The sequence below is a fragment of the Pseudomonadota bacterium genome (assembly GCA_018817425.1).
In the GTDB taxonomy this organism is placed as follows: Bacteria; Desulfobacterota; Desulfobacteria; order Desulfobacterales; family RPRI01; genus RPRI01.
Map to the genome: position 1 here is coordinate 85,148 of JAHITX010000007.1, position 17,004 is coordinate 102,151.

The 17,004-nt window shown below is 37.4% G+C and carries 14 protein-coding genes; 13 read left to right on the forward strand and 1 reads right to left on the reverse strand.

Translation table 11 applies throughout. The features are described from left to right. Positions 1-92 precede the first annotated feature (92 nt). The 13 genes from KKC46_01625 to KKC46_01685 all read left to right on the forward strand — a co-directional run bounded on the left by KKC46_01625 (position 93) and on the right by KKC46_01685 (position 15,100). A complete protein-coding gene (locus tag KKC46_01625) occupies positions 93-320 on the forward strand; it encodes an AbrB/MazE/SpoVT family DNA-binding domain-containing protein (protein MBU1052508.1) in 228 nt (75 codons plus the stop codon). Next, the gene (locus tag KKC46_01630) at positions 317-733 is read left to right on the forward strand and encodes a type II toxin-antitoxin system VapC family toxin (protein ID MBU1052509.1); all 417 of its coding nucleotides are present in this window, start codon (positions 317-319) and stop codon (positions 731-733) included. The genes KKC46_01625 and KKC46_01630 overlap by 4 nt, the downstream gene beginning before the upstream one ends. A 29-nt stretch (positions 734-762) precedes the next feature. Next, positions 763-1,878 (forward strand): Xaa-Pro peptidase family protein, encoded by a 1,116-nt coding sequence (locus KKC46_01635; GenBank protein MBU1052510.1) that lies wholly within the window; start codon positions 763-765, stop codon positions 1,876-1,878. Between the two features lie 11 nt (positions 1,879-1,889). Continuing rightward, on the forward strand, positions 1,890-2,786 hold the full coding sequence (xerD, locus tag KKC46_01640; protein ID MBU1052511.1) for a site-specific tyrosine recombinase XerD: 897 nt from the start codon (positions 1,890-1,892) through the stop codon (positions 2,784-2,786). A gap of 31 nt (positions 2,787-2,817) precedes the next feature. Further along, entirely contained in the window at positions 2,818-4,035 is a 1,218-nt protein-coding gene (locus KKC46_01645; protein MBU1052512.1) for an efflux RND transporter periplasmic adaptor subunit, read from the forward strand. 72 nt (positions 4,036-4,107) lie between these two features. After that, positions 4,108-4,749 carry an ABC transporter ATP-binding protein gene (locus tag KKC46_01650; protein ID MBU1052513.1) on the forward strand — a complete coding sequence of 214 codons (642 nt, stop codon included), beginning with the start codon at positions 4,108-4,110 and terminating at the stop codon, positions 4,747-4,749. After that, positions 4,715-5,869, forward strand: a complete 1,155-nt coding sequence (locus KKC46_01655) for an ABC transporter permease (protein MBU1052514.1) — start codon at positions 4,715-4,717, stop codon at positions 5,867-5,869. Before KKC46_01650 ends, KKC46_01655 begins: the two co-directional genes overlap by 35 nt. 7 nt (positions 5,870-5,876) lie before the next feature. Further along, positions 5,877-7,043, forward strand: a complete 1,167-nt coding sequence (locus KKC46_01660; GenBank protein ID MBU1052515.1) for an FtsX-like permease family protein — start codon at positions 5,877-5,879, stop codon at positions 7,041-7,043. Between the two features lie 3 nt (positions 7,044-7,046). Beyond that, positions 7,047-7,691 carry an ABC transporter ATP-binding protein gene (locus tag KKC46_01665; protein ID MBU1052516.1) on the forward strand — a complete coding sequence of 215 codons (645 nt, stop codon included), beginning with the start codon at positions 7,047-7,049 and terminating at the stop codon, positions 7,689-7,691. A gap of 50 nt (positions 7,692-7,741) precedes the next feature. After that, the gene (locus tag KKC46_01670) at positions 7,742-7,960 is read left to right on the forward strand and encodes a hypothetical protein (GenBank protein ID MBU1052517.1); all 219 of its coding nucleotides are present in this window, start codon (positions 7,742-7,744) and stop codon (positions 7,958-7,960) included. Positions 7,961-8,090: 130 nt separating this feature from the next. After that, positions 8,091-9,128 (forward strand): metallophosphoesterase, encoded by a 1,038-nt coding sequence (locus tag KKC46_01675; protein MBU1052518.1) that lies wholly within the window; start codon positions 8,091-8,093, stop codon positions 9,126-9,128. 120 nt (positions 9,129-9,248) lie between these two features. Then, positions 9,249-14,381, forward strand: coding sequence for an amino acid permease (locus KKC46_01680; protein ID MBU1052519.1), 5,133 nt, complete (start codon positions 9,249-9,251; stop codon positions 14,379-14,381). Beyond that, positions 14,378-15,100 carry a mechanosensitive ion channel family protein gene (locus tag KKC46_01685; GenBank protein MBU1052520.1) on the forward strand — a complete coding sequence of 241 codons (723 nt, stop codon included), beginning with the start codon at positions 14,378-14,380 and terminating at the stop codon, positions 15,098-15,100. The genes KKC46_01680 and KKC46_01685 overlap by 4 nt, the downstream gene beginning before the upstream one ends. A 147-nt stretch (positions 15,101-15,247) precedes the next feature. Here the strand turns inward: KKC46_01685 and KKC46_01690 are convergent, their stop codons facing one another. After that, positions 15,248-16,168, reverse strand: a complete 921-nt coding sequence (locus KKC46_01690; protein ID MBU1052521.1) for a mechanosensitive ion channel family protein — start codon at positions 16,166-16,168, stop codon at positions 15,248-15,250. Positions 16,169-17,004: the final 836 nt, after the last annotated feature.

The window sequence follows — 17,004 nt, forward strand, 5'->3', positions numbered from 1 at the left end:
AGGATTTGAGATTTCGATGTTGTATTTGAAATTGACTTTGCCTATGCAATGTAATACTATTACCAGTAATACCTATCTTTGGAGGTTGAATTATGAGAGTAACTACAAAAGGTCAAGTTACAATTCCCCAGCACATTCGCGAAAAATTGGGAATAACCCCGGCAACAGAAGTAGATTTTGTCGAGGGAGATGGCCGCATTTTTTTAGTGAAACGAAAAGGGGGAGAAACAGTAACCCGAAAATTTACAAAATTACGTGGCGTTGCAACTGTTAAAATGACGACTGACGAAATTATGGCTTTAACGAGAGCAGATAGATGAAGGGCCTTCTTGTTGATTCAAATGTGATTTTAGATATTTTTCTTGATGATCCCGATTGGGCTGATTGGTCTGAATCTACATTGGCAAATTATAGTGCTCACTCAGCTTTTTATATTAATTCGATAGTCTATGCTGAAGTATCAGTCGGTTTTGAAAAGATAGAGGAATTGGAGTCTGCTCTCCATAAAGGCGGATTTCAGATGTTGGAAATTCCGAAAGAAGCTTTATTTCTTGCGGGTAAAGCTTATCTCAAATACAGGGCGGTGAAAGGATTCAAGAAATCACCTTTACCGGATTTTTATATAGGTGCACAGGCAGCTGTGCTTTCCCTGGATCTGATTACACGGGATATAAATCGATACCGAACATATTTTCCAACGGTCAGATTGATTTGCCCGGAGTCAATTTTATGAAAGTGTGATTATATAAAAAGGAGAGTTAGTTGAAAAGCATTATTTTAAACAGAATCCTTCGAATAAAAGAAATCATATCCGAAAAAAACCTCGATACCCTCATGGTAATGGTAGGTGAAAACCGCAGGTATTTAAGCGGATTTCAAGGCCATGACTCCCAGTTTGATGAATCTTCCGGAGTTTTGTTTATTTCAAAGGCGGGTCTTATTCTTGCCACCGATTCCCGTTATGAAGAGCAGGCTATCAGGGAAGCGGGAAATCTTTATGAAATTGTTTGCTATAAAGAAGGGCTGGCCAAACAAATACCTGCGATTCTGAAAAAACTTGGTACGAAAAGGCTTGGATTTGAAAGTGTCAGGCTGTCATATCTTGATTACAGAAAAATATCCGAAGAGATAAAATCAAGTGGTCTTGAAGTCAAACTGGTGGAAACCGAAAATATTGTTGAGACTTTGCGTGAAATAAAAGATGAAAAAGAGATTGAGCTGATACAAAAAGCTCTGCTGATAGCAGAAACGGCTTTTGTCAGGATTCAGGATTCAATCAGGCCCGGGGTTACGGAAAAAGAGGCTGCCTGGCTTATTGAAAAAGCCATGCATGAGGCCGGAGCGGATGGCTTGTCATTTCCAACTATTGTTGCATCAGGGCCAAACAGCGCACTTCCTCATGCAATTCCTTCAGATAGGGCATTTAAGGAAAATGAACCTATTCTTTTTGACTGGGGTGCAGAACTTGAAGGTTATTTTTCCGATATTTCAAGAACTATTGTTATCGGAAAGCCGGATGACTATTTTATAAAGGCGTATAAAACCGTGCTTGATGCCCAGCTTCTTGCAGTGAATGCAATAGCTCCAGGTGCAGATTCAAAATCTGTTGACAAAATCGCCCGAAGCCATATTGACGGCACAGAATTTAGCGGAAAATTTACACATGGCCTTGGCCATGGCACAGGTCTTTCGGTGCATGAGAGCCCACGAGTCGGATCTTTGAGTAGCACTGTTATTGAGCCTCAGATGGTGTTTACTGTCGAACCCGGAATATATATTACCGGCTGGGGTGGTATAAGACTTGAAAATATGGTAGTTGTAAGAGACAAAGGAGCAGAGGTGCTAAACAAACTAGAGGAAATAATTTCTTACAAATAAGGTTAATGCGGATGCCTTCTATAGATTCCCTTGTTGATCAATATCTTAATTACCTTGTTGTCGAAAAAGGGCTTTCAAAGAAAACTATTGAATCTTATGGAAGTGATATAGCGGTGTATATTACTTTTTTAGGCAAACAGGGTATCAGAGATATATCGGAGGCTGACACGCCGACAATTCTTAAGCATATTATCGCATTAAGAGATGAAGGACTTAAGGCAAGATCAAGGGCAAGACATCTTGTGACCCTAAGGGGGTTTTATAAATTTCTTGTACGGGAAAAGTACATATCCAGTGATCCTACTAGTGTTATTGATCTTCCCAAAAGTGGCTTCTATCTTCCGAATGTTTTGACCCAGGATGAGATTAAATGTCTTTTATCTGTTCCTGATGTCAGTAAACCGGCAGGATTAAGAGATTGCGCCATGATTGAGCTTTTGTATGCCGCAGGCCTCAGGGTTTCGGAACTTATAAGTCTTAAGCTTTTTGATGTAAATATGGATGCATGCTTTGTTAGAGTGTTTGGTAAAGGTTCAAAAGAAAGAATCGTTCCTATTGGGATTTATGCAAAAGATAAAGTAAGTGAATATATTAATACTGCAAGACCGCAACTTTTAAAAAACAGTGCGAGTCACTTTTTATTTGTAGGTAGAGGCGGAAAACCTTTGACCCGTCAGGGCTTCTGGAAAATAATCAAGCGATATTCAATTCTTGCAAAAGTAACAAAAACAATAACGCCCCATAGTATAAGGCATTCTTTCGCAACCCATCTTTTAGAAGGCGGCGCTGATTTAAGGTCGGTTCAGTTAATGCTGGGGCATGTTGATATTTCGACAACTCAGATATATACTCATGTAGTACGGGATCATTTAAGGAAAATACACAGCAAATATCATCCGAGAGGTTAAAAAAACAATTACAACTTAAGAGGATACATCAATGCCTGATGGAGATATTTCCAAACTTCGTATAGAAAAAGACGAAAGAATTTCAGGGTCCGGGAAAAAGAAAAAATATTATATTTTGCTGATAGCAATATTGATATTATTTGCAATCGCGGTTCTTTATAAAAATGGGTATTTAACTCCGGCTCTTTCAGTCCGTGGTCTTAAAGTAATGAACATATATCCGTCCCAGACCTATACTCTTTTAAATGCAAGCGGGTATGTTGTAGCCCAAAGAAAAGCGGCTATTTCTTCTAAAATTACCGGACGCCTTGTATATTTGGGTGTTGAAGAAGGTGATAAGGTTAAAAAAGGAGAAATAGTAGCACGGCTTGAAAATGATGATACTATAGCTGCAAAAAACAGAGCTATTGCCAATGTAAATGCTTCCAAGGCTTTGCTTGAGCAGACAATGGCGGAACTTGATGATGCTTCTTTACATTATGGTCGTATATCAAAGCTGGCAGATATCAATGGTGTATCAAAAGCCGAGTATGATATTGCAAATGCAAGATTTAAAAGAGCGAAGGCCGCTGTATCAGCTCAAAAGGCTGCGATAAAGGCAAGTGAGGCGGCATTAAGAGAAGCCGAAGTTGCGCTTGAATACGCCAATATGCGTGCGCCGTTTGATGCGGTGGTTCTTACAAAAAACGCAGATCTTGGTGATATTGTAACTCCAATTGGTGCTGCAGCGGATGCAAAGGCGGCTGTTGTTAATATTGCGGATATGGATTCTCTTCAGGTTGAAGTAGATGTTTCGGAAACCAATATTAACACTGTTAAAAATGGTCAGCCCTGTGAAATTAGGCTTGATGCCATACAGGATGAACGTTTTATGGGCAAGGTTCACATGGTTGTTCCGACAGCAGACAGAACAAAGGCTTCTGTTATGGTCAAGGTGGCATTTTCCGATAAAGACACAAGAGTACTTCCTGAAATGAGTGCAAAAGTGGCCTTTCTATCTCGTGAAATCTTACCGGATGAACAAAATGCCATTATGGCTATTCCGGCAAATACTGTAATAAAAGATAAAGGCAATTCGTTTGTATTTACTGTGGTAAACAAAAAAGCGGTTAAAAAAGAAATCAGAACCGGAAAGAAACTCGAAAACATGGTGGAAGTATTAGAAGGTCTTAAGATCGGAGAATTTTTAATAACCGAACCGCTTGACAAAGTAAGGGCAGACACAAAAGTTAAAGTCCTTGAGGAGTAGATTTAACAGTTGGCGCCTATTATAGAAATTAAAAATCTTACAAAATCATATCGGCGCGGTAATCAGTCGATAATGGTTTTAGAAAATTTAACTCTTGATATTAATGAGAATGATTTTCTTGCTTTAATGGGACCTTCAGGTTCCGGTAAAAGTACTCTTTTAAATCTGATAGCAGGACTGGATAAGCCGGACAGCGGAAGCATTATAATACAGGGCATCGATATTTCATTGCTGGCAGAAACCGAACTTGCAAAGTGGAGAGCCGATAATGTAGGTTTTATTTTCCAGTTTTACAATCTTATTCCGGTGCTGACTGCTTTTGAAAATGTTGAGTTGCCTCTGATTCTAACCAGACTTTCCAAAAAAGAGAGAAAAGAGCATGTACATACGGCTTTAAAGCTGGTTGGGCTTGAAGACAGGATGGATCATTATCCGGGTCAGTTATCAGGTGGACAGCAGCAGCGGGTTGCTATAGCAAGAGCGGTTGTTACCGATCCGGCTATTCTTGTAGCAGATGAACCAACCGGTGATCTGGATAGAGTGTCTGCCCAGGAGGTACTCAATCTTATGGAAAATTTGAGCAATTCAATTGGAAAGACTATTGTAATGGTAACACATGATCCAAGAGCTGCGAAAAAAGCCGGCAGCATAATGTATCTTGATAAAGGTATTCTTGCAGATGCTCCTCAAACTTCTTTTCAGGAATGCGTTTAGACACAAACTCAGAACCTTTCTTACAATCTGCGGCATTTGTGTTGCGATTCTTGCCTTCGGTTTGCTAAGAACTGTTATCAGCGCCTGGTATGCAGGAGTTGATGCATCTTCGGCTACCCGTCTTGTAACCCGTAATTCTATTTCTTTAATTTTCCCTCTGCCTATTTCCTACAAAGAGAAAATACGTAATGTGGATGGAGTAAAACTAGTAGCTGCCGGAAGCTGGTTTGGAGCTTATTATATAAATGAAAAGAATTTTTTCGCAAACTTCACTGTTGAATCAAAGAACTATTTAGATCTTTACCCCGAATTTGTGATACCTCCAGACCAGAAAAGCTCATATTTGCGAGAAAGAAAAGGTTGTGTTGTTGGTGAAAAACTTGCCAAAAGATTCGGCTGGAAACTTGGAGATACCGTAGTATTAAAAGGAACAATTTATCCGGGAAACTGGGAATTTGTTGTAAAGGCCATATATAAGGGAAGCCATAAAAATATAGATGAAAGCCAGTTTTTCTTTCACTGGGAATATTTGAATGAAACCGTTAAAAAATTTGTGCCACGAAGAGCTGACCAGGTTGGCTTTTATATGATAGGAGTAAGATCTCCTGATATAGCAGCAACAACCGCGCGGGCGATAGATAAAATGTTTAAAAATTCCTATGCTGAAACACTGACGGAAACGGAAAAGGCCTTTCAGATGAGTTTTGTGTCTCTTACCCAGACAATTCTTACTGTAATAGAGCTTGTTACCATGGTTGTTATCGTAATTATAATGGTTGTTGTCGCAAATACTATGGCTATGTCCGTGCGTGAACGCATGAATGAATATGCGGTTTTGAAAACTCTTGGCTTCGGGGGTTTTTATATCACAGGGCTTATTTTAGGAGAATCATTGCTTATAACATCTCTTGGAGGTCTTATGGGCATTATCGTGACATTTCCTGCGGCTGATGCCTTTGTAGGTGCTGTGGGAGATTTTTTTCCTATTTTCAATATTTCAAAAGAAACTATTTATCTTGATATTATTGCAAGTATTATTGTGGGAATTGTAGCTGCGGTTTTTCCGATCAAACAGGCGGTAACTGTTCCCATTGCAAGCGGGTTAGGAAGAATAGGATAAAAAAATAATGGGGCTTTTGTTTTTTTATAGTTTTAGAAACTTGCTGGCAAGAAAACTTACCACATTTCTTACGGCTGCCGGGATGTCTCTTGTTGTTTTTGTTTTTGCTTCGATAGTAATGCTTGCCGAAGGTTTGGAAAAAACACTCGTTGATACGGGAACATATGACAATGTTGTAGTTATCCGCAGATCCGCTGTTTCCGAAGTGCAAAGCGGAATAGAAAGACAGCAGGCTTCAATTGTTGAAACCAGCCCTCAAATTGCGATAGGAAATAAAGGACGTGCTCTTCTTGCAAAAGAACTGGTTGTTCTTATTACCCTTGAGAAGAAAGAGTCCAATACCGCGGCGAATGTTACTATAAGAGGAATTTCGGAAAATTCTTTAATTTTGCGGCCACAGGTAAAACTTATCTCAGGCCGTATGCCAAGACCCGGCACTTCGGAAATAGCTGTTGGAACGAGTATAGTAAAGGGTTTTAAAGATATCGGGATTGGGCAACCTCTTTCTTTTGGCATGCGGTCATGGAGAGTGGTAGGTATATTTGATGCGGGCAATACGGGTTATAGTTCGGAAATATGGGGAGATGTTGAGCAGTTTATGCCGGCTTTCAGAAGGCCAGTTTATTCATCGGTTCTCTTTAGATTAAGAAAATCTTCCGAATTTGCGACATTTAAAAATAATATTGAAAATGATCCAAGACTCACAGTTGAAGCAAAACGCGAAACCCAGTATTATAAAGAACAATCGGAAATGATGGCCCAATTTTTAAGGGTTTTAGGAGAAACACTTACTCTCGTGTTTTCAATCGGTGCGATAGTAGGAGCAATGATAACAATGTATTCGGCTGTTGCAAACCGAACCGGTGAAATAGGAACCCTTCGTGCTCTTGGATTTAACCGGGGAACTATTCTTCTGGCTTTTCTCATGGAGTCTTTACTTCTTGGTTTGATAGGCGGAATTGTAGGACTTATTTTAGGTTCTTTTATGCAGTTTATAACTGTTTCAACAACTAATTTTCAGACATTTTCAGAACTTTCATTTAATTTTACGATTACATTTGAAATTATATATAAGTCGCTTTTATTTTCTATTATAATGGGATTTGTCGGTGGAATACTTCCGGCATTCAGAGCATCGAGAATGAATGTTGTAGAAGCTTTGAAGGAAAATTAATTTATGAAAGCATTTGATACAGGAAGAAGGCAGGTTAATGTGTTAAAAGATATCAGCTTTCATGTTGAAAAAGGTGAGATTATCGCATTAAAGGGAAAATCAGGATCAGGTAAAACCACTCTTTTAAATTGTTGTTGCGGTCTGGAAAGCCCTGACAGCGGTAAAGTTGTATGTTCCGGCATTGATTTAAAAGCACTAACTGCTAAGCAGTTGTCAAAATTATTACGAACAAAAACCGGATTTGTTTTTCAGCAGGGAAATCTTCTTTCTTATCTAACCGTATCTGAAAACATCTCTTTTCCACTTCATTTAAATAATGAAACATCTGCCAGGATTAAATTAAGAGTTTCGGAACTATTATCTATTATAGGGATGAAAGATGCGCAAAATGCTTTGCCTTCCGAGCTTTCCGGCGGAGAGACCTTAAGGGTTGCTGTAGCAAGAGCACTTTCCCATAAACCTGAAATGCTTTTTGCAGATGAACCTACTGCAAGTCTTGATACTGCCACAGGAAAATCAGTTTTATCTCTGATACGGGATCTTAGCCGTATGCAGAAAAGCACGGTAGTATTTTCAACACATGATCCTGAATTATTATCAATGGCCGATCTGGTTTTTGAACTAAAAGACGGTGAGTTAAGTTATTGAAAAAGCTGATTTGCAGCGGCGTATAATTATATTTTTAAAGGATCAACATAATGAAAAAAATATGTCTCATACTTATTCTTGCTATTACGGGATGTGCATATATGGGAATACATGGAAAATCCATTCAAAATTTTCCTGATATACACGAGGGTGTCATTGGCGACAGCCAATGTTTGTCCTGCCATCATCCAGATAATGCCAATGAAGCTCCGGCAAGTCCTCATCCTAAATTTACAGGATGCCTGAAATGCCATAATGATAAACTGTAAATGCTAAGCTTTGGAGAGAGCCTGTTATTTATATAAAAAGTATATTCATTGAATCTTCATAATGTTTGTTTTTATAATAGATGATAATTGTGAAATGGATATATAATCGATACGAGGCATAATTAAAAACATGAAAAATAAAAAACAAACACGAAAAAGATTAGGCGCTTTAAGTATTGTTGCAATGGTAACTTTTTTTATAATTGCAGGATTTTTTGCTTTTGAACTCTATGTCATATCTGCCCGGCAAGGTTCAGATGCACCACTTCCTTCCAACTTCGGCAATTTTATTAAAAATCGGGAGAGTTTGGAAAACCAACCTGACAAAAAGTCTTTTTCATTTGCGGTGATAGGAGATACAAGAAGTGTTGGTACCTTTGAACGACTGGCGGAAAAGCTGCGGGTTCTTCCAATAGATTTTGCAGTTTTACTGGGTGACTGTGCTGACAATGCAACAGAAGATGATCACCGGTATTTCCGGGCGGAATGTGCGGAGGAATTTTCTATGCCTTTTCCCGTTTTTTACGTGCCGGGAAATCACGATGTTAATGAGAAAAGCTTTCCGATTATGCGTTTTGAGCATGACTACGGGCCCAGTATTTTTAGCTTTGAATACCAGCACTGTCTTTTTATTTTTCTTCGCATTCTTGGAGAAACCTATCCCAGTCAGGAAAGTATAGATTTTCTTAATAAAATGCCGGAAGAACATATTTTAAAATTTAAGAAACGATTTGTTTTTATGCATATCCCTCCTCCGGTCAGCAGCGTCTTTTCTTCTAAAATGTTTGATAAAAGTGATGAATTGATCTCACTTTTTAAAAAAAAGAGAATTGATTATGTATTGGCGGGTGACTACCACGGCTATGCGCGAATAAATACCGGGCAAACAAATTATATCATAACCGGTGGCGGTGGAGCACATCTGCATGAGGATAAACATAAGCAATTTAATCATGCCATTGTAATCACTATTGACAAGGATGAGGAGTCTGAGTGGATTCTTCCTGTGAATGCATCAGTTGATATTGAAGACAAGATAGAAAAATATGCCATAGAACGGGTCTGGCCTTATTTTTCAGGAAATATGTTGTTTACATATACGTTGAATGTATTTGCTTTGCTTGTTATGAGCTTAGCTGTATGGTTAATTATCAGATACAGGAAATAACCGAATAGACTAAGATCAATAATATCTAAGAGTTGTTTGGCATGATAGTGAAATTTATTAAAGTATGTTATGTTACCCATATAATTAACCAAAAAATTATCAGAAATGAGTAAGTAAAATATGGCACAGGATAAAAAACTCGGAACTTTCGGTGGAGTATTCACGCCTTCAATCTTAACTATTCTTGGCGTTATAATGTATATGCGCCTGCCCTGGATTGTAGGACAGGCCGGATTTGTTCTTACGCTTGGCATTATACTGGTGGCACATATTGTTTCCATATGCACAGGTCTCAGTGTTTCATCCATAGCAACCGATAAAAAAGTAAAGGCCGGCGGAACCTACTATATAATTTCCCGAAGTATAGGTCTCTCTATCGGCGGAACGCTTGGTATTGCACTTTTTTTTGGAATGTCATTAAGCATTAGTTTGTATTTAATAGGCTTTTCCGAAAGTTTTTTAGGGTTTTGGGGTCTGCCGATTACAAAAGATACAATCCGGTTTACCGGAACTATAGCTATTATCCTTGTAGGCACTTTGGTTATGATCAGTACTTCTCTGGCAATAAAAACGCAATATATTATTATGACTACGATTGTCTTGTCCCTTCTTACCATTCTTTTCGGAAAAGGCGATTTTGCACCGGCAAAACCTCTTATTAATCCAGTGACAACTTCTGTTCCACTTATCATGCTGTTTGCTATTTATTTCCCGGCTGTAACAGGCTTTGAGGCTGGGGTATCAATGTCAGGAGACCTTAAAGATCCAAAAAAATCTATTCCCATTGGAACAATAAGCGCCATTGCCTTAGGTTTGCTTGTTTATATTGGTCTTGCAGCATTTTTTTCTTTCCGGATTAATTCCGACCAGTTGGTGAACAATCCGAATATTTTACTTGAATTATCATTTTATTCACCTCTGCTTGTAGCCGGCATTTGGGGAGCAACATTATCTTCTGCTATAGGCAGTATATTAGGAGCGCCCCGTATTCTACAGGCAACATCATCAGACGGAATTACACCCCGTATTTTTGCCAAAGGCTACGGTAAGACAAATGAACCGCGAAATGCCCTTATACTGTCTTTTATAATAGCGGAAGCAGGCATTCTTATAGGGGAGTTGAATCTGATAGCAAGAGTAGTGTCAATGTTTTTTATCACCACATACGGCTTTTTAAATTTAAGCTGTGCCATAGAAAAATGGGCAAGTACGGATTTTCTGCCTTCCTTTAAAATCCCGGCCTGGGTAAGCATTATCGGAGCAGTAGTATGTTTTATCTTAATGCTTGAACTGGATTTTATAGCTCTGATAGGTGCGGTTATTATTATGAGTTCCATATTTCTTTTTCTTAAGAAAAAAGAACTGACACTGGATTCAGGCGATACATGGGAAGGTGTCTGGTCTTCCATATTAAGATACGGACTAAACCATCTTGATCGTACTGTTAAACAACAGAGAAACTGGCGCCCTAATATTGTTCTTTTCAGCGGTGGGACAGTAGCTCGCCCCCATTTGCTGGAATTTGGCCGCTGGCTTGTACATAAGCGCGGAATTATTTCTAATTTTAATTTGGTCGAAAACAAGAATGTCAGTCATATTATCCCCAAAGTTCAGCAAACGCTTAATGAAAATGATTTCGAATTTTCCGGTATCTTTACAAGGCATATGGAAGTAAACGATATTTATGAAGGAATGGAAACCATAACTAAAGTATATGGCTTTTCCGGTATCGAGCCTAATTCGGTTATGCTCGGCTGGGCGCGAACTAGTAAGCAACCCGAAAAATTTGCCCAGGTGATAAAAAGTTTCAAAAATCTTGATTATAATATTTTTCTGCTCGACTACCATTTTGAAAAAGGGTTTGGTTCTCATAAAACAATAGATCTATGGTGGGGCGGCGGCAGCAATTCGGTGTCTTTAGGGCTGACATTGATAAAGTTTTTGAAAATGACCGAAGAATGGGAAGACACAAATGCCAGAATTTTTATTATAAATGAAGATTCTACATTAAACGATATAATATACAGAAACATAAATAATGTAATTGAAGAATACAGAATTGAAGCCGGTATAAAAATAATCAACAACAACATCGATCGAAGTTCCGTTAATGAAATTATTGCCCAAGAGTCTCAGGATTCGGATCTTGTAATACTAGGATTAACAGATGTAGAAAAGGAAAACGTTGCCCAGTACATATCGGATACGGATAATATCCTTAAAACATTGGGCACAGTCTTATTAATTCAAGCATCTTCCTTTTTTAAACCTATTCATACCGGGCTTGAAAGGGCGAAGGAAATTAAACAAACCAGAATTATGCCAGACAATAATATTGGTTATGATTATATTCCGCCATCGCTTGTTTTGCCTAAGAATAAAGTGCTTGCAGACAGTATGGCTGATATTAATACAAAAACAGAAGAAGCATTTGCCAGATATCAACAGGGTTCAGTAAAAATCATCCATGCTGAAAACCTTTTATTGTTAAAAGAAATCGAAAAGCTGATTGAAAGAAACATCAATGAACTTAAAGAAGCTTTTCCCGATAAAAGTCATTTTGAAGTGCTATCTATCAAAAAAGCTTTGTCGCATACATTCAGTAACTATCTCTTTAACTCAAACCGGATTGTTCAGAGTTTTCAGGATACTACACTGTTAGAGCAAAAAGATAGTTTGTCAGCAGGCCTTCAGGCGCTCCTTGTGGAATTACAAAAAATACATAACGATAGCCCATCCGAATTAAATATATTTATTGAGTCTGCCCAAACTCATGAAATTGCAAACAGGACTTCAATTTGGGAAAAAATTAAGATAAAAAGTGGGGATATGGCAATCCGGCGTAAAATCCGGATGCGGTTATTTGCTAATACCTTAATAAAACAAATTGAACAGGATGTAGTTTATAAGCATCTACAGGCTTTTGGATTGCAAAACTACAACCTGATATCGGATTTACAAAAATTATTTATTTTCGTATCAGACAGTCTTATTAATATTGGGCTGGAACTTGAAAAAGATAGTATAGATGAAACAATATTTGATCAGGAAATAACAAAAATAAAAGTGAAATTACAATCGGTTCTCGATAATTGTCAGAAAGACTACCGGAACTCATCGGATGAGCTGCGACAAAACCTTTATCAGATTATGCAGATGATGTCTATTGATCTGGAAAGTGCTAATGTAAACCGCATCATAAAAAAGAAAAATAAACAACTTAATAAAATACGGTTATCTGATATACAATTGCAGGAAATTCCCGATACATGGTTTAATCATCAAAGATTAATCGTGAATTCATTGATTGAAGATTTAACCATTAAAAATTTTCAAAACCGCATAAATACTATTCTTGATCGATTCATCAATGGAATAAAATTAAGTATAGGAAATAATTTTTCAAGCAGGCTATATAAATTAGAGACAGACTTGAAATCGATTAATTCAGAAGAAAAAGAGGATATAAACTGGCCAGTTTTTTTACAGGGAATAATTAATCCGGAATCCTTATTTAATGAACTGCTTAAAGATATACAAGCAGCGGAAGAAGAATTGCCTGATACCATTGAACTAATGACGGAAGAATCATGTGAAAAAATTGAGCAGGAACAGTTCTGTGATGTCTTAATGTTAAATATCAATTTACTTCGCTATGCAGGTTTCCTGATCGAAACGGAACTTATTGATCCGCTTCGGCAACATATATCCGAGCTTTCCGGCAGTCTTAAAAAAACAAACGATATAGCTCAGGATGTAGTCAGATTTACAAATCATAATCTCTCGCTTTTATCTGATGCCAACAATGCCGATTCCAATGAAAAGGAAGTTCCCGATTTGTCAGTTATTGTAAAAAGCGGCCTTGACAGGATAAGCGCTGAAAAAAACAATATTGAAAAACTTCAGCAAAATCTCCAGGCAGAATTTAAACGCCTGCTTGGCGCAACATTTGAAAAAATGAGTCCTTATCTAATATCAAAAACTGCCGGAGAATTAAAGCAAACTATCCGCACAAGAGAAAGCCGCAAAATATTTACACAAGCAGTAAAAATATCCGAATGGCTGAAAACACAGAGCAAAGATCTTGTGGTCAGGCTTATCTACCAAAAAAGCGAAGGGATTTTGTTTGCAAAAAAAATAAGCAGAGTTTCCGCAACTTATCAGACCGAAACAGGCCACCTGCTTGCAATGGTAAAATTGCTGACACCGGATAATGAAATAAACCGTATACTGCCTTTTTATTACAAACAATTATTTTTGGGCAACCAGATAATCGGCAAAGAATTTATAATTGATAGAAAATATGAAATGGATTGTGCAAAAAAAGCTATCGATTTATATCGCCAGGGATACAATGGAGCATTGCTTATTATAGGAGACAGGCACTCCGGCAAATCGACTCTTTGCAGATCTATAACTGGCAAGTATTTTGAACGCAACAAAATCTTTAATGTATTTCCACCTGATGGTGGAAGTATAGATCCGAATGAATTTAAAAATCGCTTAACAGACATGCTGAAACAAAACGGTGATTATGAAAAGGCGTTCAATAATCTTGAACAAAACAGTGCTATTATCTTTCATGACATGGAACTTTGGTGGGAACGCAGCAGTAAAGGATTTGCCGTAATAGAAGAAATGATGAATCTGATATACAAATATGGTGATAAATGCTTTTTTATAGTAAATACAGGGAGGCACAGTTTTAAATTTATTAACAGGCTAAAACCGATTGAAAATGCTTTTATCAGCGCGATTGAATGCCAGCCGTTTGATTCTGAAGAGCTGCAGGAGGCGATACTGCTTCGACATCGTTCCACAGGCTTAAAATTTCAACTGGGCAGGCTAAATGAAGATTCCATTTCAAATTTTCGTCTTGCCGGATTATTTAATAAATATTTCGATATTTCAAATGGCAACGTAGGTCAGGCCATACATTACTGGATCAGTAATATTGTGAAGGTAAATCCGCTTACCATAGATATCAGAACTCCAATTGCTGCCAACAATCAGGCTCTGAAAAAATTGAATATGGACTGGTTGATTACTCTTCAGCAATTTATGCTGCACAAACATCTTAGTGATATCCGGCTTAAACAGCTTCTTGGCGGTGACGAAGAAAAAACAGATCTCATGGTTCAAGCCCTTAAGAGAAGCGGGATTATAAAGGAAATACGTCCGGGGGTCATGCAAATTAGTCCTTATATCCAACCTTTAATTACTAATTGTTTAGAAGAAATGGATCTCTTATGAATGAGTTCTTAAATATTGAGTTTTCGGGATTATCATTACTGATAGTTATTATGCTTGGGATATTACTTTCCTTTGCATTAAAAATTATAAACAAAACAATTATACCCAAGATCCAAAAGAACCGGACAAAACAATTTTTCCAGATTGCTGAAATACTGATATGGAGTGTTTTCGGATTTTGGGGTCTTCATATAACATTAAAAGACAGTGATTATTATTTCTTGGCTGTAATAAGTGTAACTGCCGTTATAGTAATCTGGCTTGGCTGGTTTATGGCAAAAGACTTTATCGCAGGTTTTGTGCTCAAGCTGGGCGATAATTATCAGCCGGGCCAGCATATCATGCTAAATGAAATTGAGGGTGTAATTGTTAAAGCCGATTATCTGAATTTAATTTTATCATGTGAAGACGGAGCTGTTGCCAAAATTCCCTACAGCAAAATAAGTTCTGCTATCCATTATAAGATTCAGCCACGGGACAAGACAACTTTGCACCGGTTTGATATTGAAATAAAAAAGAAAGCTTCGATAGAAGAAGCAAAAAACATGATAAAAAATGCTATTATGCTTTCATCAGGTGCAAGTATTAAAAAAGAGCCGCAAATTAATCTTAAGGAAAACTCTGACGAAACCATATGGAAATTTGAGGTAGTAGCATATGCATTAAGCCCTGAGTTTTTTCAGGCAATTGAAAGAAATGTGAGGGATGCATTTAGTTGATACTTTTTTATAACGGACGCATTTTAATCTATCACACGTACAGTAAATTAAAAAGGGTACCAGGATTCGAGGGTTCAAGTGGTTGTTTATTAATTTTACAAACGTTAAAACATAACTGATAGGATTATTCATTATATTTTAAGCCTTTCACTCGAACCCTTGCATCCTTGACCCCTTGATCCCTTTTTGGCACTCACTATTATCACTATAAAACCTGGTAGTAGGATATGCCAGATCAATTTCTTTATCTTTTCCGAAAGCATCCAGAATTGCTTCCCATATCTGTTGCTCTGTTATTCTTCTTTCACGAGGTTTAACAAGATAACGAAGAGTCAGTAAAACACCGCTGTCTTTGACTGATGTGTATACTATAGGGGTAAGCTTGTCATAAAATATAAAATACTTTTTTGCAGCGTTTCGTATCTGGTCCTGTGCGCCTTTGGAAAGGTGCATGGTTTTGTCTAAGACAATATTATTTAGTATTTCCTTCGCCTTTTTCCAATTACTTTCAAAAGTTATAAGTACAGGAATTTCATTCCAGATATGTTCAAACCCAATTTGGTAATTAGCCAAAGGTTCTCTTAATGCTTTACTGTTTGGAATATGAATAATTCTGCCTGTGCTTTGATCGGCATCTACCCAGTTCCCGATTTCAATCAGGCTGAACTGAAAAATCCTGATATCAATCACATCGCCAGCTACACCGCCAATTTCAATACGATCTCCAACGGAAAAAGGTTTACGCCAGATTATAAATAGCCATCCCGCAAGATTCGCAATGGTATCATGCATAGCTATTGCGATACCGGCTGTTGCTAAACCTAAAAAAGTCGTTATTGAATCTATTCCTTTTACCCATATACGTCCTATAATCAGCACCAATAGTACGGTATATGTGTATAAGATAAAACGGCGATAATGGTATGCCCGCCTTGCATCCGTAAATTTTCTTTTTACAACAAGATTCAAGACGATTCTGCCTATGCTAAAAACAATCAGAACAACAAGAGAAATTACTATTTTCTCAAACATCTCCGGAGATACTGAGATATATTCGTTTAATTGCATTATTATTATCCTTTAGATTTGTTAATTTCAACCTCTCTCATTGTTTTTAAGACTTCGACAGGTTGTTACAGAACTACATTTTTCAAAATTGAGAATCAATAAAATCAATAAGATACAAACTCAAAAATGGGTAAAATCAGCATTCTGTAACAGCCTGTCGATGCTGCTTTTCAATCCTTTTGAATTTACGTCACATGAAACAGGACAGCAGTTTGTATTTCATCCTGAAAGCAAAACGTTTATATGTCCTGCCTTAAATACTCTAAACCTTCGCAAATATAATAAAAAAGAGACCAAATCGAGTATATATGCCCGAAAAGCATTTGTAATAAATAGCACCTCAAGGCATCAACGCTTATGGGTATATCAACGCTTGTGGGAATATATAGCTATTAATCTTATTTCCCAGCTCATCTAATTTCATATCAAATTATATTAGAAAAATATTTCAGATTTCTATCCATCATTGGATGTGCAATGCTTAAACCTTTCGTAAATATAGAATAATCAAGAACAACTCCTTTACCAAGTGTTAAAAAAATCAGTAATTTTAAGAGAGCGCAGCCTGCAATCTTCGCAATTGCCTGAAGCTTGCTTTTTACTGAACAAGTGATTTGTAAGGCATAAAACTTTTTTAGGACATATTCTGGCCTTGATAAGATATAAATATATAATAATAAAATATAGATTTTTTTTAAACGTATAAAACCTCATATTTAAATGAATTATATTCATAATCGGCTCAAAGTAAAGGAGTTTATATATATGATTGGATCATGCACGCATCCCGGATTCGGCGTATTTGGCGGTGCAAGAGCCGGTATCCAGGTAGTTAT

What these genes read in the sequence shown, in the direction of transcription:
- KKC46_01625 (MBU1052508.1), top strand. Translation starts at nt 93, where the DNA reads ATGAGAGTAACTACAAAAGGTCAAGTTACAATTCCCCAGCACATTCGC.
- KKC46_01630 (MBU1052509.1), top strand. Translation starts at nt 317, where the DNA reads ATGAAGGGCCTTCTTGTTGATTCAAATGTGATTTTAGATATTTTTCTT.
- xerD (MBU1052511.1), top strand. Translation starts at nt 1,890, where the DNA reads ATGCCTTCTATAGATTCCCTTGTTGATCAATATCTTAATTACCTTGTT.
- KKC46_01645 (MBU1052512.1), top strand. Translation starts at nt 2,818, where the DNA reads ATGCCTGATGGAGATATTTCCAAACTTCGTATAGAAAAAGACGAAAGA.
- KKC46_01650 (MBU1052513.1), top strand. Translation starts at nt 4,108, where the DNA reads ATGGTTTTAGAAAATTTAACTCTTGATATTAATGAGAATGATTTTCTT.
- KKC46_01655 (MBU1052514.1), top strand. Translation starts at nt 4,715, where the DNA reads ATGCTCCTCAAACTTCTTTTCAGGAATGCGTTTAGACACAAACTCAGA.
- KKC46_01660 (MBU1052515.1), top strand. Translation starts at nt 5,877, where the DNA reads ATGGGGCTTTTGTTTTTTTATAGTTTTAGAAACTTGCTGGCAAGAAAA.
- KKC46_01665 (MBU1052516.1), top strand. Translation starts at nt 7,047, where the DNA reads ATGAAAGCATTTGATACAGGAAGAAGGCAGGTTAATGTGTTAAAAGAT.
- KKC46_01670 (MBU1052517.1), top strand. Translation starts at nt 7,742, where the DNA reads ATGAAAAAAATATGTCTCATACTTATTCTTGCTATTACGGGATGTGCA.
- KKC46_01675 (MBU1052518.1), top strand. Translation starts at nt 8,091, where the DNA reads ATGAAAAATAAAAAACAAACACGAAAAAGATTAGGCGCTTTAAGTATT.
- KKC46_01680 (MBU1052519.1), top strand. Translation starts at nt 9,249, where the DNA reads ATGGCACAGGATAAAAAACTCGGAACTTTCGGTGGAGTATTCACGCCT.
- KKC46_01685 (MBU1052520.1), top strand. Translation starts at nt 14,378, where the DNA reads ATGAATGAGTTCTTAAATATTGAGTTTTCGGGATTATCATTACTGATA.
- KKC46_01690 (MBU1052521.1), bottom strand. Translation starts at nt 16,168, where the DNA reads ATGCAATTAAACGAATATATCTCAGTATCTCCGGAGATGTTTGAGAAA.